The sequence below is a fragment of the Streptomyces sp. NPDC000594 genome, assembly GCF_040299965.1.
Classification (GTDB): Bacteria; Actinomycetota; Actinomycetes; order Streptomycetales; family Streptomycetaceae; genus Streptomyces.
This window is the reverse complement of the sequence record NZ_JBEPCY010000054.1, coordinates 1-20,563: the sequence shown is the minus strand read 5'-3', so window position 1 is coordinate 20,563 and position 20,563 is coordinate 1. Positions and strand designations below refer to the sequence as shown.

At 73.6% G+C, this 20,563-nt stretch carries 14 protein-coding genes; 5 read left to right on the top strand and 9 right to left on the bottom strand.

Going from position 1 to position 20,563, the window contains the following annotated elements; all coding sequences use genetic code 11:
- Window positions 1–25: 25 nt before the first annotated feature.
- A complete protein-coding gene (locus tag ABT354_RS36490) occupies window positions 26–1,321 on the bottom strand; it encodes an MFS transporter (RefSeq protein ID WP_351502053.1) in 1,296 nt (431 codons plus the stop codon).
- Window positions 1,322–1,531: 210 nt separating this feature from the next.
- Here ABT354_RS36490 and ABT354_RS36485 point away from each other — a divergent pair, with 210 nt between their 5' ends.
- Complete coding sequence (locus ABT354_RS36485; protein WP_351502050.1) at window positions 1,532–3,133, top strand: MFS transporter; 1,602 nt, start codon at window positions 1,532–1,534, stop codon at window positions 3,131–3,133.
- 296 nt (window positions 3,134–3,429) lie between these two features.
- Here the strand turns inward: ABT354_RS36485 and ABT354_RS36480 are convergent, their stop codons facing one another.
- On the bottom strand, window positions 3,430–4,224 hold the full coding sequence (locus ABT354_RS36480; protein ID WP_351502048.1) for a thioesterase II family protein: 795 nt from the start codon (window positions 4,222–4,224) through the stop codon (window positions 3,430–3,432).
- A gap of 426 nt (window positions 4,225–4,650) precedes the next feature.
- Window positions 4,651–5,481 (bottom strand): AfsR/SARP family transcriptional regulator, encoded by an 831-nt coding sequence (locus ABT354_RS36475; RefSeq protein WP_351502046.1) that lies wholly within the window; start codon window positions 5,479–5,481, stop codon window positions 4,651–4,653.
- 270 nt (window positions 5,482–5,751) lie between these two features.
- Between ABT354_RS36475 and ABT354_RS36470 the strand changes: the two genes are divergently transcribed.
- The 4 genes from ABT354_RS36470 (at window position 5,752) to ABT354_RS36455 (ending at window position 11,669) form a co-directional block, all read left to right on the top strand.
- Complete coding sequence (locus tag ABT354_RS36470; protein ID WP_351502044.1) at window positions 5,752–6,273, top strand: TIGR04351 family putative TOMM peptide; 522 nt, start codon at window positions 5,752–5,754, stop codon at window positions 6,271–6,273.
- The gene (locus tag ABT354_RS36465; RefSeq protein WP_351502042.1) at window positions 6,270–8,660 is read left to right on the top strand and encodes a TOMM precursor leader peptide-binding protein; all 2,391 of its coding nucleotides are present in this window, start codon (window positions 6,270–6,272) and stop codon (window positions 8,658–8,660) included. The genes ABT354_RS36470 and ABT354_RS36465 overlap by 4 nt, the downstream gene beginning before the upstream one ends.
- 52 nt (window positions 8,661–8,712) lie before the next feature.
- Window positions 8,713–10,389: a SagB/ThcOx family dehydrogenase gene (locus ABT354_RS36460; protein WP_351502040.1), complete on the top strand. Its 1,677-nt coding sequence runs from the start codon at window positions 8,713–8,715 to the stop codon at window positions 10,387–10,389.
- A gap of 104 nt (window positions 10,390–10,493) precedes the next feature.
- A complete protein-coding gene (locus ABT354_RS36455; protein ID WP_351502038.1) occupies window positions 10,494–11,669 on the top strand; it encodes a sensor histidine kinase in 1,176 nt (391 codons plus the stop codon).
- Window positions 11,670–11,749: 80 nt separating this feature from the next.
- On the opposite strand, the gene ABT354_RS36450 is transcribed toward ABT354_RS36455, so the two are convergent.
- From ABT354_RS36450 to ABT354_RS36425, 6 genes are all read right to left on the bottom strand, one after another.
- Window positions 11,750–12,358 (bottom strand): response regulator transcription factor, encoded by a 609-nt coding sequence (locus tag ABT354_RS36450; RefSeq protein WP_351502036.1) that lies wholly within the window; start codon window positions 12,356–12,358, stop codon window positions 11,750–11,752.
- Window positions 12,359–12,493: 135 nt separating this feature from the next.
- Entirely contained in the window at window positions 12,494–13,597 is a 1,104-nt protein-coding gene (locus ABT354_RS36445; RefSeq protein WP_351502033.1) for a ScbA/BarX family gamma-butyrolactone biosynthesis protein, read from the bottom strand.
- A 175-nt stretch (window positions 13,598–13,772) separates the two neighbouring features.
- Window positions 13,773–15,497, bottom strand: coding sequence for an FAD-dependent monooxygenase (locus tag ABT354_RS36440; RefSeq protein ID WP_351502031.1), 1,725 nt, complete (start codon window positions 15,495–15,497; stop codon window positions 13,773–13,775).
- Window positions 15,494–16,192 carry an HAD family hydrolase gene (locus ABT354_RS36435; protein WP_351502028.1) on the bottom strand — a complete coding sequence of 233 codons (699 nt, stop codon included), beginning with the start codon at window positions 16,190–16,192 and terminating at the stop codon, window positions 15,494–15,496. The genes ABT354_RS36440 and ABT354_RS36435 overlap by 4 nt, the downstream gene beginning before the upstream one ends.
- 269 nt (window positions 16,193–16,461) lie before the next feature.
- The gene (locus ABT354_RS36430) at window positions 16,462–18,873 is read right to left on the bottom strand and encodes an MMPL family transporter (RefSeq protein WP_351502027.1); all 2,412 of its coding nucleotides are present in this window, start codon (window positions 18,871–18,873) and stop codon (window positions 16,462–16,464) included.
- Between the two features lie 127 nt (window positions 18,874–19,000).
- Window positions 19,001–20,059 carry an SMP-30/gluconolactonase/LRE family protein gene (locus ABT354_RS36425; protein ID WP_351502025.1) on the bottom strand — a complete coding sequence of 353 codons (1,059 nt, stop codon included), beginning with the start codon at window positions 20,057–20,059 and terminating at the stop codon, window positions 19,001–19,003.
- Window positions 20,060–20,563: the final 504 nt, after the last annotated feature.

Genomic DNA, 20,563 nt, shown 5'->3' with positions numbered 1-20,563 from the left:
CGTCACAGGGGCCGAGGCGGGCATGTCAGCCGGCGGTGTGCGAGGCCGCAGGGCGGTCGGTCGGCCCGTCCAGGGGCACGGGCACAAGGACAGGGGCCGGCACAGGGCCGGACACGGCGTCGGGTACGGGACCGGGTACGGCGTCGGAGCCGGTACGGGCCGGGCCGCCGCGCCCCACCGACCGCCCGACCAGCAGCACGGTGAGCACCAGCACCAGCGGTACCGCCATCGCCACCCGGTAGGAGACCCCCGCGCCGACCGCGCCGATCAGCGGCGGACCGAGCAGGAAGCCCACGTAGTTGAAGAGGTTCACCCGGGCGATGGCCGTGTCCGGGGCGTCCGGCAGGGCCTCGGCCCCCAGCGAGAACAGCTGCGGGATCATCACCGAGAGCCCCGCCCCGAGCACTCCGAACCCGAGCACGCCGAACCAGGGCCCCGGCGCCGTCGCCACCACGGCGAAACCGGCCGCCGCCAGCAGCGCACCCGTACGGATCACCGCCGCCGCACCCCAGCGGCGCACCCAGACGTCCCCGAAGCCGCGCCCGATCAGGGTCGCCACCATGTACAGCGTGTACGGGACGGTCGCCATCGCCTCCGAGCTGTGCAGGGTGTCCTCAAGGAACTTGGCGCTCCAGTTGGTCGCCGTGGAGTCGGCGATCACCGCGACCCCCATGATCAGGCAGAGCGGCAGCAGCGGCTTCCAGGGCACCCCCCGGCCTCCCGGGGCGCGCGGCACCGGCGCGGCCGTCCGCTCGTGCACCCCTCTGCTCAGCCGTGGTCCCACCCCGGCGGCGAGCGGCAGCAGGACGGCCACCGCACCCGCGTAGAGCAGCCCCAGGGGTACGTCCCAGTGCGCTCCGGCCCAGGCCAGCGAGGCGCCGAGAATGCCGCCGAGGCTGGCGGAGCCATGGAAGCGCAGCATGACGCTGTGGCCGAAGCGGTGCTCGATCGCCACCCCCGACATGTTCAGGGTGGCCTCCATCGCCCCGGTCAGCAGCCCGAAGACCGCCAGCGCCAGGGCCAGATGCCAGGCCGCGTCGCCGGTGCCCACCCCGATGACCGCCAGACAGAGGACCGGCTGCACCACCCGGACCACGGTGGTCGCCGGTACCCGGCGCACCAGCCGTACGGCGGTGAGACTGCCCGCCCCGGCCAGCAGCGGCACGGCGGCGAGAAAGAGCGGGAGCATGGCGTCGCTGAGACCGTAACGGTCCTGGATCGCCGGAATCCTGGTCACCAGCAGGGCGAAGACCGCGCCGTGGACGAGAAAGATCAGCAACAGCGCCGAGCGCGCCTGCCTCAACCGTGCCGGGACCTCCATGGCACTTCCCTTCGCATCGTCGCCGCCTCGGGCCGAGCACGGCGAGGGCACCGTAAGGAGGCGCGCTGAAGCCCCGCTAGAGCCCGGTCCCCGGTCCCTCGTACGGCGGCAGGGCGCAAGGCGTCCTTCAGCGGCCCCCGGGAGGGTGGAGCGGCCCAGCCTGCCCCGGATCCGCTCCGGACCCGCCCTGGACCCTGGAGGCCCGACACCATGCACCCCACCGGTACGGACGGACCGGCGGCCGGGGACCCGCGCCGCTGGTGGATCCTCGGCGTGCTCTCCATCGCCCTGTTCTCCATCGTGCTCAACAACGGCCTCCTCAATGTGGCGATCCCCGGGATGATGCGGAGTCTTGACGCGGACATCGGCGAACTCCAGTTCATCGTGGACAGTTACGCCCTGGTGCTCGCCGGGGCGCTGCTGACCGCCGGGACCCTCTCCGACCGGTACGGGCACAAGCGGGCGACCCTGCTGGGCGCCGCCGTCTTCGGCGCCGGGTCGCTGGTGGGGACCTTCGCCGACAGCACCGGACAACTGATCGCGGCCCGGGGCCTGATGGGCCTGGGGGCCGCCTTCATCATGCCGGGCACCCTCGCCGTGCTGGTCCATGTCTTCCCGGCCGAGGAACGCGCCCGCGCGATCGGTCTGTGGAGCGGCGCCTCCGCGCTGGGGGTCGCCGCCGGGCCGGTCGTCGGCGGCTCCCTGGTGGGGCACTTCTGGTGGGGCTCCATCTTCGTGGTCAACCTGGTCCCGGTGGCCGTGGTCCTGATCGCGGGGGCGCTGCTGCTGCCCGAGTCGGCGGCGGCCGAGCCCCGCCGCCCGGACCCCGTCGGCGCGCTGCTCGGCACCACCGCCATGGTCGCCCTGGTCTTCGCCATCATCCGGGTCTCCAAGGAGGGCTGGACCGACACCGCGCCGGTCACCGGCTTCACCGTCGCCGCCGTCGCCGGGGTCGCCTTCGTGCTGTGGGAGCGCGCCCACCCCAGCCCCATGATCGACTTCGAGCTGCTCCGCCGGGCGCCCTTCATCGGGGCGAGCGTCAGCATCCTGCTGCTGATGTTCGGCCTCGCGGGCACCCTGTTCGTGCTCACCCAGCGGTTGCAGTTCGTTCTCGGGTACGGGGCCCTCAAGGCCGGACTCGCCGTCATGCCGGTCGCGTTCGCCGTCCTGCTCGGCACCGTGATCTGCTCCGCCGTGGTGCGCCGGATCGGGCCGGGCGGCAGTGTCGCGGTGGGCCTGGGCGTCGGCGCGGCGGGCATCCTGGTCGTCGCCCACGCCGGCGGCGGCTATCCGGCGGTCCTCGGCGGGCTGCTGCTCGCGGGTGCGGGGATGGGGCTCGCCATCGGCCCCACCACCGATGTGGTGATGTCCCTGGTGCCGCCGGAGCGCTCCGGGGCCACCGGCTCGCTCGACATGACCATGCAGGAGCTGGGGAACGCGCTGGGGGTCGCCGTGGTGGGCAGCGTCCTCGCCCACAGCTACAGCGCCGAGGTGTCCACCGCCGAGCTGCCCGAGGCGGCGGGGACCACCCTGGACAGCGCGCTGAGGTTCGCCGAGGGGGTGGGCGGGGCGACGGGTGGGGAGGTGGCCGCCGCCGCGCGGGACGCCTTCGACTCGGCGGCGGCGGTGGGGCTGACGGTGGGGGCGGCGGGGGCGGCGCTCGGGGTGGTGGTCGCGGCGGTGCTGATGCCGGGGCGCTCCTGGCGGCCGACCCCGCCGGAGTCCGGGCCGGCCGCGCCGGATGCCCCGGACGCCCCGGCACCTCTGCCGCCCGAGCCGGAGAAGCCGCTGGTCAAGGGCGCCTCGCGCTGACCCGGTGCGAGCTGGTCCGGCCGCGCGCCGGTCCGGTCACGCCGGTCCGGCCGCGTGCCGGTCCGGCCGTGCCGGTCCGCTCGCGCGCTGATCCCCGTACCCACCGGGGCCCGGTCCACCGCCGCCGCGCGGTCCACCGGGCCCCATCCCCGTACCGGCAAGCGGTCCGCCGGGCCCACCCCCGTACCGGCACGCGGTCCGCCGGGCCCACCCCCGTACCGGCACGCGGGCACAGGAGAGCGTCCCCCTCCCGTCGTCGGGAGGGGGACGTTCCGGACCGCGCCCCGTACGCCGTCTCACTCCGCCGGCGCCCCCACCAGATCCAGCTGCTGGAAGCCGGAGATGTCCTCGTACCCCCGCAGCACCCCCGAGAGGTGCTCCAGGAAGACCGCCTCCTGCTCACGGACGAAGAAGTGCCCCCCGGGCAGGACCCGGTTCTCGCTCTCCCGGGTGGTGTACGAGGCCCACTCACGGATCTCCCGCACCGTCACCAGCCGGTCGTCCACCCCCGCGAAGGTATGGATCGGCACCGGCACCGGCGTCCGCTCCACCTGCCCGGAGCTGGCGCAGATCATCAGATCCCCCCGGACCACCGGCAGCAGCGCCGCCAGCCACTCCGGGCGCTCCAGCAGCGGCTTCGGCAGACCGCCCAACTGGCTCAGACCGCGTACCAGATCATCGTCGTCCGACACCAGCCCGCCGATGAGCCGGGGCGGCGGCAGATGCGGCGCCCGGTGCGCGCTCAGCATCACCGCCAGCGGCAGCGGCGCCCCCCGCTGGTGACGCCGCTGCGCCAGCGCGAAGGCGATCAGGGCACCCATGCTGTGCCCGTACAGCACATGCGGACCCTCCAGGGCGGGACCCAGCTGCTCATCGATATCGGCCACCAGCGCCCGCAGATCGGTGAAGCGCGGCTCGGCCATCCGGCCCTCCCTGCCCGGGAGTTGAACCGGCTGAACCTCCACCGTCGCGCCGAGCCGGCGCTGCCACCCCGCATAGGCGGAGGCCCCTCCGCCCGCGTACGGGAAGCAGAACAAACGGAGGCGTCCCCCGTCCGCCGCCACGCCGCCACGCCTCAGATAACGCGTCATATTGCCCGGATCTCCTCTCGGTGCGCGATGTCCACCGGGCGGCCAGGGGCCAAGGTGAGCGGAGCCCATGGCCGTCCGGTGGTGGTGCCGCCCGGACCGGGGCGCAGACCCGGCACGATCCGGACGGGGGAGCGGCGGAACCGCCCACCGGCCCGGCCCGTACGTCTGCGCGACAAGGGGAACCGGACGGCACCCACCCAGCGTCGGCACCGCTGCTTAAGTGCGGCCAAACGATCGGTAATGGGACCATGTGCCCCGCAAGCGACGGCCCGCCGGAGGCGGCGGATCCGGGCCCCGCACGCGCACAGCAGGCCGCGGCCCATGGGCGTCTGCCCAGGGCCGCGGCCTGCGGAAAAGGGTGGGGAAGGGGCCGGTGTGCTCCACGGCGACGATCGCGCCCGGAACCCCCTTCCGTCCTCGGCGCTCCTACACCGGAGCCGTCATCAGCCACTGCGTGGACCGTGCCACCGCGCCCGCCGGGTGCGGTGCCTCCAGCCCCGGATCCGCCTCCAGGATCGCCTGGTGCAGCCGCTGGAGCCGGGGCGAGGGCTCCAGCGCCAGCTCACGGATGAGCGAACGGCGCAGCCGGTGGTAGGCGCTCAGCGCGTGCGACGGTCTGCCGCAGCGGTAGAGCGCCAGCATCAGCTGGGCGTGGACGGTCTCGTGCAGCGGATGCTGGGCCGCCAGCGCGGTCAGCTCGCCCAGCAGGGCCGCATGCCGGCCCAGCCGCAGATCCGCCTCGATCCGGCCGTCGAGCGCGCACAGCCGGGTCTCCTCCAGCCGTAACGTCTCCACCTCCAGCGCCCGTCCGATCTGGACATCGGCCAGCGCCGGACCCCGCCACAGCCCCAGCGCCCGGTGGAGCAGCTGGGACGCCTCATGGTCCCTGCCCTCCCGCAGCGCCGTCTGCCCGGCCACGCAGAGCCGCTGGAACTCCGTCGCGTCCACGGCGGAGGTCACATCCAGGGCGTACCCCCCGTACCGGGTGCACAGCACGTCCTTCGGCCCGCGGACACCCGCCGGATCGAGGGCGTCCGCCAGCATCCGGCGGAGCTGGCGGATATAGGTCTGCAACGTCGCCGGCGCGGTCCGCGGGGGAGCGTCCCCCCACAACTCGTCCAGCAGCGTGGACACGGTCACCACCCGGCCGGGGTGCAGCGCCAGCAAGGCCAGTACCTGACGCGGTTTGGCCGCGCTCGGAACCACCGACCGGTGGTCGAGCTGAGCGACGAGCGGCCCCAGGACCCGGATCTCCATCTGGTTCTCCTTCCAACCACACCGCCCGGTTGCGTTCCCGGGGCCTCAACGATGGCATCGGGCACCCGCCGGGCCCCAGTGATCCGATCACCGGCCCCACATGAATCCGCGACGGTCCGGCCCATGAGGAACTCATGGGTGCGCCCCATGAAGAACTCATACGGGAGGCGTGAGCCGGTAACTGTCCCCGCGCACACCGCCGATCGCAGAATCGTGTCCCGATCCTTTGGCACCTGGCTCCGAACGCACCCAGTCAACGCGGAGGACACGATGAACGAGGCCCTTCTCCACGCACCCCGTCCCGCCGGTGATACGGAGAGCGCCGAGCGCTCCGCGGCCGAGGCGGCACGCGACGGCGCCCTCGCCCAGGAATGGCTGGTGGAGCTGATGGCCCGTACCTGGCTCGAACCCGCGCTCGCCGACCGCTACCGGGCCGACGCGCGTTCCGTCCTCGACGAGTTCGGCTTCACCCTCCCCGTCGGCGAGCAGGCCCCAGCCCTCCCCGCGGACCCGGTGTCGGAGCTGTCCATCGAGGAACTCTCCCGCCCCGCCGCGGCCCATGCCACCGGCACCTACTGCATCCAGATGGACGCCATGACAGTCACCGCGTCCGACGGGTTCGCCTTCACCCCCGCCGTGGTCCTGGACGACCGGGACCTCCCCGAGGACCTGGACTCGGAGCTGTCCATCGAGGAACTCTCCCGCCCCGTCGCGGCCCACACCAGCGCCTGCTTCTGCATCCAGATGGACTCCGTGTCAGCATCGGCCGCGAGCCGGACGATCCTGCGGTGACCGCCGTCCACGGGGAGCGCCCCGCCAGAGCCGCGGAGTCCACGCGAGGAAGACGCGTGGGCTTCCGCAGCCACCTGAGAGCCGAGGTCGTCGCCGGCGACGCCGCCTATCTCCTCTCCGACCGGGGGGTCACCGCACTCCAGGGTGACCAGATCGAAACGCTCGTACCGCTCCTCGACGGCACCCGGGACCTCCCCTCGGTGCTGCGCGAAGCGGCCCGGACGATCCCGGCCGAGCAGGCCGGCCGGCTCATCGGCCGGCTGGCCCAGGCCGGACTCGTCGGCTACTCCACCGCCGCCCCGGACCCCGCCGACCCGGTCCGCGGCCCCGCCCGCGCCTACTGGGAACTCGCCGGACTCGACGGCTCCGAGGCGCTCCAGCGCCTGGCCGCCGCCCGGGTGCAGGTCCTGACCGTGGGCGGCGCCGACGCCGGCCCCGTCCTGGAGGCCTGCGCCTCGGGCGGACTGGCCGCCACCGCCGTCGACGCCCGCGACTACGCGGCCTCCGTCGCCACCGGACAGCTCTCCATCGTCGTCTGCGACGACTACCTCGACCCCGAACTGCGCGAGATCGACGCCGTCCACCAGGTCACCGGGCGCCCCTGGCTGCCCGCCCGCACCGGCGGCTCGACCGCCTGGATCGGCCCCGTCTTCACCCCCGGCGTGGGGGCGTGCTGGTCCTGCCTCGCCCACCGGCTGCGCGGCCACCGCCTCTCCGAGGCACCCGTCCGCCGCGCCCTCGGCCTCACCGGACCCGTGCCCCGGCCCGCCGCCCGGATCTTCGCCTCCAGCACCGGCGCCGCCCAGCTCACCGTCCTGGAAGCCGCCAAGTGGCTCGCGGGATACCGCTACCCGGGTCAGTCCGCCGTCCTGACCCTGGAGACGCTCTCCCTCGACACCCGCCACCACGAGCTGCGCAGGCGTCCGCAGTGCCCCGATTGCGGAGACCCCTCGCTCGTCGCCCAGCAGGTGCGCCGCCCGGTCACCCTGGTGTCACGGCCCAAGGCCACCAGCGCCTCCGGCGGCCACCGCGCCCGCTCCGTCCAGCAGACCCGGGACGCCTACGGCCATCTGGTGAGCCCGGTCACCGGGGTCGTCGACACCATCCGCCGCGACCCCCGCGCCCCCGCCGGGCTGCACTGCTTCCTCTCCGGCCGCAACCCCGCCGTCGGCGCCACCGACCTCGCCCAGCTGCGGATGGGGCTGCGCCAGGTCAGCGGCGGCAAGGGCGCCACCCCGCTGGAGGCCGAGGTCAGCGCGCTCTGCGAAGCGCTGGAACGGTACAGCGGCACCCTCCAGGGCGACGAGCCCCGTATCCGCGACACCCTGCGCGGCCTCGGCGCGAGCGCGGTCTCCCCCGACCGCTGCCAGCTCTTCGCCCCCCAGCAGTTCCGCGACCGCGACCGCTGGAACGCCCTGCACTCGTCCTTCCAGCACATCCCCGAACCCTTCGACCAGCGCGCCCCCGTCGACTGGACCCCCGTCTGGTCCCTCACCGAACAGCGGCAGCGGCTGCTGCCCACCGGGATGCTCTACTTCACCGGACCGCCCGACGGCTCCGTCCCCCAGCTCGCCGGCCGCCGCTCGCTGCGCGCCGACTCCAACGGCAACGCCGCCGGCAGCAGCCTGGAGGACGCCATCCTCCATGGCTTCCTGGAGCTGGTCGAACGGGACGCGGTCGCGCTCTGGTGGTACAACCGCACCCGCCAGCCCGGTGTCCGGCTCGACGCCCACGGCGGCTTCGGCGACTCCTGGACCGAGGAGCTGCTCGGGGTCTACCGGGACCTCAACCGCGAGGTCTGGGCCCTCGACCTCACCTCTGACCTCGGCGTCCCGGTCTTCGCCGCGCTCTCCCGGCGGACCGACAAATCCGCCGAGGACATCATGTTCGGCTTCGGCGCCCACTTCGACCCCGCCATCGCCCTGCGCCGCGCCCTGACCGAGATGAACCAGTTCCTGCCGTCCGTGGTCGACGCCCGCGCCGACGGCACCGGCTATGGCTCGGTCGCCCCCGAACCGCTCGGCTGGTGGTGGGGGGCGACCGTCCGCAACCAGCCCTATCTGCTGCCCGACCCCGCCGCGGGCGAGCGGACCCCCACCGGCCCCGGCCCCACCGGACCCGGCGGAGGGTACCGCCCCCGCACCGATCTGAGGGAGGACGTCGACACCGCCGTGGCCCTGCTGAAGGACCACGGCCTGGAGATGCTGGTACTGGACCAGACCAGGCCCGACCTCGGCATCCCGGTGGTGAAGGTCGTCGTACCCGGACTGCGCCACTTCTGGGCCCGGTTCGCCCCCGGGAGACTCTTCGACGTACCGGTACGGCTGGGACGGCTGGCCGCGCCGACCCCGTACGACGACCTGAACCCCGTCCCGCTGTTCGTCTGACCTCATGAGCCGTCCCCACCGGCCCACCCCCGTGTCCCGCTCAGGAGTTCCCATGCCAGTTGAGAGGTCGTCCGAGGCTCCCCCGACCATGCGCCGCGGCAGACGGCGCAGTCTCTCCCTCTGGGCGCTCCGCGAGGACGTCCTCGTGGAGACGGGATGCCCGAGCGGTTCCATCGTGCTCTCCGGGCGCTGGGGGGAGATCCGGCTGCGCCATGCGCGGCCCACGGTCCGGGAGGCGCTGCGGCGGATGAGCCTCGGGCCCATCTCACTGGCGAACGTCGTCGCGGACACGGTGGCGTCGTCGGCCGCCGAGGGCGAGACGGTCACCCCCATCGAGGGCTCGCTCGCCGAGATCCTGATGGTGCTCCAGCGGCTCCAGCACCTGGTGGTGCGCTCCCTGAGCCTGGACAGCCCCGACCACCTGCTGATGTCCGTGGTGCCGATCTCGCAGTCGGCCCGCCTGGTCCCCGGGACCGTGGGCACCGGCCATCCGATCCGCCTCTCCCACTTCGCCTTTCTGCGCAGTGAGGGAAAGGGGTTCGTCCTGGAGTCGCCGACCTCGCTCCACCGGGTGGTGCTGCACTGCCCGGAGGCCGCCTGGGTGGTGAGCATGCTGGGCCGCCCCATCACCAGCGCCGAGGTCGCCGACGCGGTGCCGCTGCCCGTCGAGGCGACCATGGAGATCATCGCCCATCTGCTGGCGACCGGGATGGCCGTCCCCGCCGAGCCGCCCCCCGATACCGCCGGCGAGCTGAGCGCCTCCGGCGAGAGCGCCGCCCGGCGCCCGTGCGGGGACCCGACCCGGACGGCCGCCCCCGACTTCGCCGAGGACCAGGACCCCGCGCTGGCCTCCTGGTCCGCCGTCGATCTGCTCTTCCACACCCGCTCCACGCTGGGCCGGCACGACGCCGACTTCGGCGCCACCTATCCGCTCGCCGACCGGATGGCGCCCGCCCCGGCGGTCAAGCCGCTGCCCGACGGACCGCGGATCTTCCTCGACCGGCCCAAGCTGGCCGAGGTCCCCGCTGCCGATCCGCCGCTCACCACCGTGCTGGAGGAACGCCGCTCCATGCGGACCTTCGGCTCCGGCGCGCTCTCCGCAGCCACCCTCGGGGAGTTCCTCTACCGGGCGCTGCGGGTGCGCTCCCTCCACGAGAACCCCGGCAACGGCCATGAGGGCCCCTTCACCGACCGCCCCTACCCCAGCGGAGGACGCGCGTATGAGCTGGAGTTCTATCTGGCGGTACGGGACTGCGCCGGAATCCCCCCGGGCATCCACTACTACGCCCCGCTGGAGCACTGCCTGGTGCAGGTCGGGGACGCCGACCCCGGTTCGGCCATGGCGGAGATGTTCGACGAGGCACGGGTCGCGGCCGGGCTCACCGACCCGCCGTCCGTGGTCATGACGATCACCTCCAGGATCCACCGGCTCACCTGGAAGTACAGCGGTCTGGCCTACGCCCTGACGCTGAAGCATGTCGGAGCCGTCACCCAGAACCTCTATCTGATCGGCACCGCGATGGGTCTGGCCTCCTGCGCCCTCGGCAGCGGGGACATCGACCTCGCCGCCCGGGCCACCGGACTCGACTGGCGGATCGAACCGAGTGTCGGCGGATTCGTGCTGGGTACCTTTCCCGACAAGCCGGACAACACCGCTGCCTCGGCACGGGAAATTCATAGGTCTAATCCACAAAGCACCGGTGAAGTCCGCAGTCTCTACATAAACTGACCTCCCTGATGCCGTTCGCGGGGGAATGCATGGAAGCCACGGCGAGCTCGGGCAGAGCCAAGGCCGGCAGCAGCACAGCGGACGAAGAAGTCGATTGCGGGCCAGTGGGCCTCCCCGCGATCTCCACCGCGGTACGCACCCTGGGGGTCGACGCCCCACCGCCCCAAGTGGCCCTGAGCATCCTGGTCACCGTCCTGGCCGGCTTCAGCGTGGTCGGCATCCTCAACATCCTGGAGGCCCGCCCCGGCCCGCTCACCCTGGTCGCCTCCCTCACCTGCTTCGTCGCGATCTTCCTGCTCCAGATGGTCCACTCGGCCCACCGGCTGCGCCACATCCGGGCCCGCTTCGGCCGCTGGACCCTCGCCCTCCAGGCCCTGCTGACCTATCTGCCGCTCTTCACCGTCGGCTTCGCCTGGGGCGGCATGGGCGGCTTCTTCGGCGCCTCCGTCCTGCTGGTGCTGCCCTCACGGCTCGGCTGGGTCCTCTTCGGCGCGGTCGGCGCGGGCGCCTGTGCCACCGGCCCGCTGCTCGGCCAGGGCGCCGTCAGTTCGGTCTACATCGCCGTCTCCACCGTCCTCACCGGACTGATCGTGTACGGGCTCAGCCGGCTCGCCAATCTGGTGATCGAGGTCCAGGAGGCCCAGCAGGCCCTCGCCCGGCTCGCCGTCAGCCAGGAGCGGCTCCGCTTCGCCCGCGACCTCCACGACCTCCTCGGCTACAGCCTCTCCGCCATCACGCTCAAGAGCGAACTCGCCCGCAGACTGGTGCACTGCGAGGCCGACCGCGCCCTGGAGGAGCTGGAGAACATCCTGGAGATCTCCCGGCAGGCGCTCTCCGACGTCCGTACGGTCGCCCGCGGCTATCGCGACATGTCCCTCGCCACCGAGGCGGTCTCCGCCCGCGCGGTGCTGGAGGCCGGGGGCATCCAGGCGACCGTGGCCATCCGCGGCCAGCTGCCCGAGGGGGAGACCAGCACCATCATGGCGACCGTGCTGCGGGAGGCGGTCACCAATCTGCTGCGCCACAGCAAGGCGGAGCACTGCCGGATCGAGAGCTGGACCACCGCGGCCGGGGTGCTGATGCTGACCATCGCCAACGACGGGGTGGAGCGGGAGCCGCCGGAGGTCCCCCGGGGCCCCGCCGGGCGGGACGGCAGCGGGCTGCACAACCTCCAGTTCCGGCTGGCGGCCATCGGGGGCCGGCTCTCCTCGGGCGTGGACGAACGGGGCTGGTTCGTGCTCCGGGCCGAGGCGCCGGTCGCACCGGGCGGCCCCCGCTGACGGACCCCGGACACGGTACGGGGACTGCCCGGCGGCCCCCGTACCGTGCCCGTCCGGCCGCCCTCATCCGGCCGCCCGGCTCACATCAGCCAGCCGCTCTCCCGCGCGACCCGGATCGCGTCCACCCGGTTGCGCGCGTTCAGCTTGGTGACGATGGTCGTCAGATAGTTCCGCACCGTTCCCACCGACAGGAAGAGCCGCACCGCGATCTCCGCGGCCTCCGCTCCGTCCGCCGCCATCCGCAGCACCTCGATCTCCCGGGGTGTCAGCGGATTCTCGCCGTTGTCGAAGGCGGCCAGCGCCAGCTGGGGATCGATCACCCGCTTCCCGGCGGCGACTTCGCGGACCGCGTCCGCGAGCCGGGCCGGCGGGGCCTCCTTGAGCAGGAAGCCGCCGACCCGGGCCGCCAGCGCCTTGCGCAGGGTGCCCGGCCGCCCCAGGCTCGTCAGGATCAGGGTCCGGCACCACGGGGCCTGCTCCGCGAGGATCGCCGCGGCGCTCAGTCCGTCCAGGCCGGGCAGGTCGACATCGATGATGGCGATATCGGGACGGCACTCCAGCACCCGGCTGACGATGGTGTCCCCCCGCTCGACCTCGGCCACGACCTCCAGATCGCTCTCCAGTGCCAGGAGTGCGACGAGTGCCCCGCGAACCATGTGCATGTCTTCGGCGAGCAGGATGCGTATCAATGCGGTCCCCCGTCGGGCTCGGTCGACTGGCCGACACCTTTTGGGCGGAGATGGTACTGGATAGAACGATTGTGCGGGGTTGCCGCGAGGATCTCCGGAGCCCCAACCAGCCGATCCCTCAGTCGAGTTGAGGGCTCACCGCCATTGTGCCACCTCCAGTCGCAGCGCTGTGGTCGTCCGGCCCTCCTGGAGCGCCTCGACCGCCACCGGCACGGTGAAGGTGCCCAGTTGCTCGTCCCACTGGAACCCCGCCACCGTCGCCCGCAGCCGGGTGATCTGGTCCAGCTCGGTGTAGTCGGTGAAGCTGGTGGTGATCGAGGCCACCGCCAGCGAGTACGGGTCGAGCCCGTGCAGCCGGGCCACCGAGGCGATGGCCAGCTGCCGCGCCGCCTCCACCTGGAGATGCCCCGGCACATGGTCCAGCGGATGGTCGAACATGTGCGGATGGCTGGTGTCCACCACCAGCTGGGCGAAGAACTCCCGGTGGTCCGACTCCGAGACGGGGTCGGTGATGAACACATTCCGCTCGTCCCGCCGTCCCACCGCGGCGGGCGACGCGGGCGAGAAACGCGGCAGCAGCCACCCCGGGTGGTCGGGCACCAGCCGCTTGCTGCGCAGCACCCGGTAGGCCGCCTTGGAGACGATCAACAGACCGCCCTGGCCGATCAGGGCCGGCTCGCCGTCGACATGGATGTCACCGGTGAAGCTGAACCCCTGGACCCGCCCGGCGCGGTTCCGCTTGGGCCGCGCGTCCAGTGACATGGCGACATCCGCGGGCTTGGTGCCGATCCGCAGCGGATCGAAGCCCAGGGTCCGCAGGGAGAGGTCGCTGAGGATGAAGGCCGAGGCCAGCGGCACATCGAGATGGCGGTGCGCGGCCAGCACCCCCGCCTGCCGCACCACTTCGAGCAGCAGGGTGAAGTCGTACAGCGGCCCCTCGCCGATCAGATGGCCCCGGGGGAGCTGGGCCGCCACGGCGAAGGCGTCCTCGCCGGTCTGCTTGGAGTCGGTGACGAACACCTCGGCCACCGAGGACCGGTGGACCAGGGTCCGGGGCACGGTGGTGTCGTAGCTCAGCCCGACCGGTGCCACCGGCTTGGCCGTCACCTGCGGCACTATCGGCACCCCGGGCCCCAGCTCCGGTACGGGTGTCGCGCCGTTCCCGGTGGCGTCGGCGGTGATCCCGGGCGCGGAAACGGACGTGGGAACAGATGTGGGAACAGACGTGGGTACGGACATGGTGAGGGAGATCCCTTCGATGGAGGATCCGCACGGCGCGATCCGTCGCCGGGTGCGACCGGTTGCGGCGGTACGGGAGGGAGCGGGCCCATCGGGGCGGACCCGGAGCGGAAGTCGTCGGGGACGGCGGACCGGGCGGGCGCCGTCGGGACGGTGCGGCCGGAGCCGGACGCCGTCAGGGACGGCGGGAGGGCGCCTCGGCCCGTACCACCGGGTCCCGCAGTGCCGGTTCCCGCACCACCGGGCCCCGCACCAACGGAACCTGCGGCGCCGGGTCCCGGGGCAGCCGGTCCAGCAGGGCGTCCAGCCCGGTGAGCCCCGCGCGGGCGCCCACCACACCGTCGGGCCGGATCCAGGCGAGCCAGCCGGCGCCCCCGCCGCGCAGCCCGCCGGAGTCCGCCTCACGGGCGATGTCACAGCCCGCGGCGATGGCCGCCCCGGGATCGGCGGCCGGACCCGGGGGCTGGATCCACACCACCGTCACCGCGTCACCGGCCCCCCGGTCGCGCAGCACCGTCCCGGCCCGCGCCGCCTGCTCCCCGGCGGCCCGGCCGCCGTAGGCGAGCAGGGTGTGCCGTCCCGCCGCGAGATGGCCGTGGAGGGTGAGCGCGGTCGCGCCGTGCACCGGCACCAGCGCGGCGTCCGGCGCCCTGCGGCCCGTACGCACCCCGCGCGGGGCGCCCGCCGCCCCCTCCAGATCGGCGACGGCCGGACTCTTCGAGAGATCCAGGTCCAGCTGGGCCAGGAGCGGGACCACCCGGCTCTCCAGCAGCCCCGCCCCGGACAGCCCCCGCAGTACGGTGTCCCGTACCGCACGCGCCAGCGGATGGCGCAGCAGCCACATCCGGATCTGCTGGTCGCCGTTGCGGACCGCGCGGACCGAGGCCGGGCGGCGCTCCGCCTCGAAGCTGTCGAGGAGCGCCGGATCCTGCCCCCGGACGACCGAGGCCAGCTTCCAGCCGATGTCATAGCCGTCCTGCACCCCGGTGTTGAGCCCCTGGCCGCCCGCCGTGGTGTGGGCGTGGACCGCGTCGCCCGCCAGCAGCACCCGGCCGGCGCGGAAGCGGGGGGCGACCTTGGCATGGACCTGGAACCGGCTGGTCCACCAGGCGTCATGGAACCGCAGCCCGCCCGGACCGCGCTCGTCCAGCAGCCGCTGGAGCAGCTCCACGGTGGGCGGCTCGGTGCGGCCGTCGCTCGCCAGGTCGAAGAAGATCCGGTGGCCCCGGGGCTGGGGCACGATCACCAGCACCCCGTCGGGGGAGATGTGGTGCTGTACCTCCGCCTCGTCGGGCCCGCCGGTCAGCAGCCCGTCACCGATGAGGAAGGTGCGGTCGAAGGTGTGCCCCTCGAAGGGGATGCCGACGCTCTCGCGCACCGTGCTGCGGGCCCCGTCGGCGGCGATCAGCCAGGGGACCGTGAGCCGTTCCGTCCCGTTGGCGGAGCGCAGCTCCACGGAGACACCGTCCCCGGTGGCCCCGCCGGTCGCGCCCTCGGCGGCTTCGGTGACGCCGGTGAGGTCGGTCTCCCACTCGACCGTGCCGCCCAGCTCGGTCAGCCGCGCGTACAGGGCCCGCTCGGTGGCCGGCTGGGGTACGCACAGCGGCCCGGGGAAGGCGGTGCCGCGCAGCCCGCCGAAGCGGACCCCGCCGATCCGCCGCCCCTTCGACCAGTACGAGGCCCCGGCGAGCGGCAGCGCCTCGTCGGCGATCCGCCGGGCCACATCGAGCCGGTGCAGGCACTCCAGCGCGCCGCTCCACAGCACCAGGCCCTTGGGGGCGAGACCGGGGCCGGAGCGCCGGTCGACCACCCGGCAGGGCACTCCGAGGCTCCACAGGGCGCAGGCGGCGGTCAGCCCGGTGGGCCCGGCGCCGACGACCAGGACGGGCGGGGGAGTCATCGGGCACCCCCCGCCACCGCGAGGGGGGTTCCGGCGGGTGCCGCCCCGTCGGCCGGCGCCCCGTCCGCCAGCGCCGCGTCGACCGCCGCGATGGCCTCCGGGGTCCCGGTGAAGAGCACCGAGCGGATGCCGAGCGCGGTGGCCGCCGCGCAGTTCTCCGCCGTGTCGTCCACGAAGAGCACCCGCTCGGGCGTCACCGCGAGCCGGTCCAGGAGGATGCGGTAGATCTCCGGGTCCGGCTTGCGGACCCCTTCCCGGTGCGAGTCCACGACCACCTCGAACAGTTCGTCCACCGGGAGCTGGGCCCGCCACAGCGGCTCCCACTCCCGGACGTTGTTGGTGAGCAGTGCCAGCCGGTACCCCCGGGCGCGCAGGGTGCGCAGATACGCCACGAAGGGCTCGTTGGCACGGCGTCCGCGGAACCACAGCTCGCCGAAGCCCTGTCCGTTCTCCAGGACCCGGCCGGCCTCCTCGGGGAGCAGTTCCAGGATCCGTTCCGCCATCTGGCGCTCGGTGATCCCACCGGTCTCCAGTGCGGCCATGGGGGTGATCCCGTGGCGCTCGGTGGCGGCGGCGAACGCCTCCGCGAGCTTCCCGGGGTCGATGCCGGCCAGCTCGGCGAAGGCCACGAAGGTCTCCGCCAACGGGTTGGTCAGCACCCCTCCGTAGTCGACGACGACCGTGTCGACGGCCATGGTGCCTCCTTCTCGTACCGGTTCGCGGGTGATCAGCCGCACGGGCACGGTGACGGCCCGGGAGGACGATCCGCCCCGTCCTTCCCCGGCGTCCGCTGAGGTGCGGTGCAACGGACGGTAGAACCGGGCCCTTGCGCACGGGCAAAACCGCCGCCCGGGGCCCTCCGGTGGGGCGTGCGGGGGGCGCGTACGACAACGGGTGCGCCGGGCGTCCGGGCCGTCACCGACCCGGTGCCCCACGCACCCGTACCGCCGTCACCGCTCCCGGATCAGCCCGGGGTGGCGGTCCCCGCCGTCCCCGCCGTCACCCGGGGCTCGGTGCGCTCCCCGGGGGAGCCCGCCGCGTCCGGGCCACCGTCGCCGTCGGCTGCGTTGTCGGGGCCGTCGGGGCCGTCCTGCGCGGGCGGCGCGGCCGGAGGCGGGCCCTCACTGATCCCGAAGCGGTCGTGGAACCGCCGCAGCGGCCCCGGCGCCCACCAGGTGGCCGCGCCGGTGAGCTTGAGCACCGCGGGCACCAGCAGGGTACGGATCACCATCGCGTCCATCAGGATGGCGAGCGCGACCCCGAGCCCCAGCATCTTGGTGTTGGTGATCCGGGAGCTGCCGATGGCCACCATGACCACCGCGAGCACCACCGCCGCCGCCGTGATCACCCCACCGGTGGAGCGGATCCCCTCCACCACCGCCGACTGGTGATCGGGCTGCCGCTCCCGCTCCTCCTTGATCCGGGAGAGCAGGAACACCCCGTAGTCCATGGAGAGTCCGAAGGCCAGGCAGAACATCAGCACCGGCAGCGCCGTCTCGATGCTTCCGGTGGGGGTGAAGCCCAGTACCCCGGAGAAGTTGCCGTCCTGGAAGATCCACACCACCGCGCCCAGCATCGCCGTCAGACTCAGCGCGTTGAGCAGCACCGCCTGGACGGGCACCAGCACACTGCCGGTCAGCAGGAAGACCAGGACCAGGGTGGCCAGCACGATGATGCCGATCGCCCAGGGCAGCCCCCGGCCGATCGCCGACTGGGTGTCGATCAGCGCCGCCGTCGTCCCCGACACATGGGCCGGGAACGGGGTGTCGATCGAGCGGATCTCCCGTACCAGATCCTTGGCCTGCCCGGAGATGGGCTCCAGGGAGGGCACGACGGTCAGCTGGCTGATCCCGTCGGCGGTACGGGCCGGCTGCGCCGGACCGGAGCGCTCCCCGTCGGTGTACCGGCCGCCCGGCCCGTCCACCCGGGTCACCCCCGGCAGCCCGGAGAGCCGCTGGGCATAGGCGTCCAGTGCCCCTTCGCCGGCCTCTTCGGCGACGATGTCGACGGTCCCGGTCGGACTGGCCGGGAAGTCGGCACGGACATGCTCCTGCACCACCCGGGACTCCGCCGACGAGGGCAGCTGCCGGTAGTCGGCGGTGCCGAAGTCGACATTGAGGAAGGGGGCGCCCAGCAGCAGCAGAACGGCGAGGGTGCCGGTGGCGACGAGCGGCGCGCGCCGCATCACCCCCCGGGCGAGCCGGGCCCAGCCCTCGCCCTCGCGCCGGACCCCGCCCGGTGCCCCGCCCGATGCCCCGCCCGGCGCGGGACGGCGGCGGCGGACCAGCTTGCGGATGTCCCAGGAGTCGATCCGGTGCCCCAGAACGGTGAGCAGGGCGGGCAGCACCACCAGCGCGGCGAGGGCCGCGAGGACCACCACACTGATCCCCGCGTACGCCAGCGAACGCAGGAAGTAGAGCGGGAAGACCAGCATGGCGGCGAGCGAGACCGCCACGGTCGCCGCCGAGAACAGCACCGTCCGCCCCGCCGTGTTGAGCGTCGTGGTGAGCGCCGCCCGGCTGTCCCGGCCCGTGCCCAGCTCCTCCCGGTAGCGCCGGACGATCAACAGGGCGTAGTCGATGGCGAGTCCGAGCCCCAGCGCCGTGGTCAGATTGCTGGCGAAGACCGATACATCGGTGAACTCGGTGATGATCCGCAGCACCGCGTTGGTGCCGAGGATCGCGAGGACCCCGATACCGATCGGCAGCAGGGCCGCGACCGCGCTGCCGAACACCACCATCAGGATGATCAGGGTGAGCGGCAGTGCGATCAGTTCGGCGCGGAGCAGATCCTCGCTGATGAACGTCTGCTGCTCCTGCTGGACGGCGACACTGCCGCCGACCCGGATCTCCAGGGCGCCCCGGTCGCCGTCGAAGGCGGGCAGGATCCGGTCCTTGAGGGTGCGCTCCGCCGCCAGCTCGTCCCCGTTGATCCGGGCGACGATCAGCGCCTGGGTGCCGTCCTCGGAGCGCAGCGCCGCCGCCCGGCCGTCCCAGTACGAGGTCACCCCGCTGATCTGCGGCACCGCGGCGAGCCTGGCCGCCAGCTCCCGTCCGGAGCGGGCCGCCGCCGCACCGTCCACGGAGCCTTCCGCCTCGGCCAGCAGCACCAGATTGGGCCGGGCGGCGGGGAATTCGCGCTCCAGGGCCTCGGCCGCGAACGACGACTCCGACGAGGGGTCGACCACCCCGCCGCTGCCGCCGCTGCGCAGCCGGTCGGCCACCCCGCCGCCGAGGACGACGGCCCCGGCCAGCAGCACCAGGGTGAGCAGTAACAGCGCCTTGGGCCGGGTGCCGGTCAGCCGGGCGAGCGCGGTGAACAGCCCGCGCGGCGGGGGTTCGGAACGGGGCGGGCGGGTAGGGGGCGGTCGGTGCATGGCGGGACTCCCGGGAGAGGTCAGGGTGGCGTACGTGCCGGGAGATGTGCCCGCGGAGCGCCGCCACCGTCGAACGAGTGCGGTTGGGGTGCCTTCGGTGCCCGGTGGATGGTGTCCCGGGGGACCGTCAGCGCCGGCGCAGCTGGAAGTGGCCGGGAGTGGGCGAGGGGACCCCGGTGAGGATCTCGCGGAGCCCACCGCTGAGGACGTAGTCGCCGTACGGGGTCACGGCGACGGTCGTGGGGTCCTCGATGGGCCAGGTGTGGTCCCGTACGGTACGGGCGCTGCGCCAGCCGTCGGTGGAGCGCAGCACCAGGACGGAGTCGCGGCGGCTCTCCGTCGACAGGTCGTTGGAGACGATCAGCAGCGATCCGTCGGGCCGCAGGGCCAGCCCGTCGATGGAGCCGGGGACCCGGTCGATCCGGACCTCGCTGACCCGGGGGCGGGACGACCGGGGCCGGTCGATCCGGAAGAGCCGGCCGCCGGAGTAGCGGCCCATCAGCAGAAAGCCGCCGGGGTGGTGGACGATGCCATTGGGCCCGGTCTCGGCGGTGGCGAACCGCTCGTCGCTGATGACCTGGAGGACGCCGCCGTCCCGGCCGATCCGGGTGACCGTGTCGACCTCGGTGTCGGTGACATAGATGTCGCCGTGGTCGTCCACGGTCACATCGTTGGTACGGGGTTCGATGGCCGCTCCGGTGGAGACCGGTATGGTCCGCAGCACCGCGCCGCTCGCCAGGTCGAAGACGCCGACGCCGTTGACCGGGGGCTTGGTGATGTCGACCAGGCCGAGCCGCCGCTGGAAGTAGTCGCTGTAGGCGGCGACGATCCGGCCGCGCCCGGCGTCGGCGTGCAGCCCCAGTACGGAGACCTGGGCGAAGGGAGCCACCAGCGGGGTGAGGGTGCCGTCCGCCCGGACCACCGAGACGGTGCCCCGCACACTGGAGGAGACCAGGAAGGCCCGGCGCCGGCGGTCCCAGGCCACGCCCTCGGGGTAGAGCTGCGGGGCGTGGACGGAGAGCGTCCGCGGCGGATGGCAGCGGTCGGCGGCCCGGTCGCCGGAGCCTGTGGTGGCGCGTTCGGCGGCGAGGGCCCGGGTGGGGACGGCGGCGAGCGCGCCGCCCGCGGTGCCCAGCGCGGCGAGGCGCAGCAGGGTTCGGCGGGAGGCGGGGACTGAGGGGTGCAAGGGGTGCTCCTTCGGGCGAACGGGCGGGAACACGCCGGAGCGCGGGTCGGCGCCGGCGGCCGGTGTGTCCGGTGTCGGCGGCCGGCGTGTCCGGTGCCCGGTCGCCGGGAGGGGGAACGCCGATGCCCGGGCCGTTCCCGCCGACCGTTCCCCAGCTTTCCCGGCCGTTCTGGAGAACCCCTGGACCAGCGCTGAACGGGGATGTCACCGGGGCGTGGTCACCGGGGCCGGCCGACCCCGGGGGCGGGGGAGGGCTTTGGTTCGCCTCAAGGCCCGGTGCCTAGCGTCCTGCCCGTCGGCGTGCCGCAGCCGCGAGCCGCCGGACCGGGACCCACGAAGGGGACGAAGAGCGTGACGGTAGACACGGTAGACGTCGACGTGGCCGAGCCGGAGTCGGCCGGAACGGGCTCGAAGGAGGTTCGTCGGCTGGATCGGGTGATCATCCGGTTTGCGGGTGATTCGGGTGATGGTATGCAGCTCACGGGTGACCGGTTCACGTCGGAG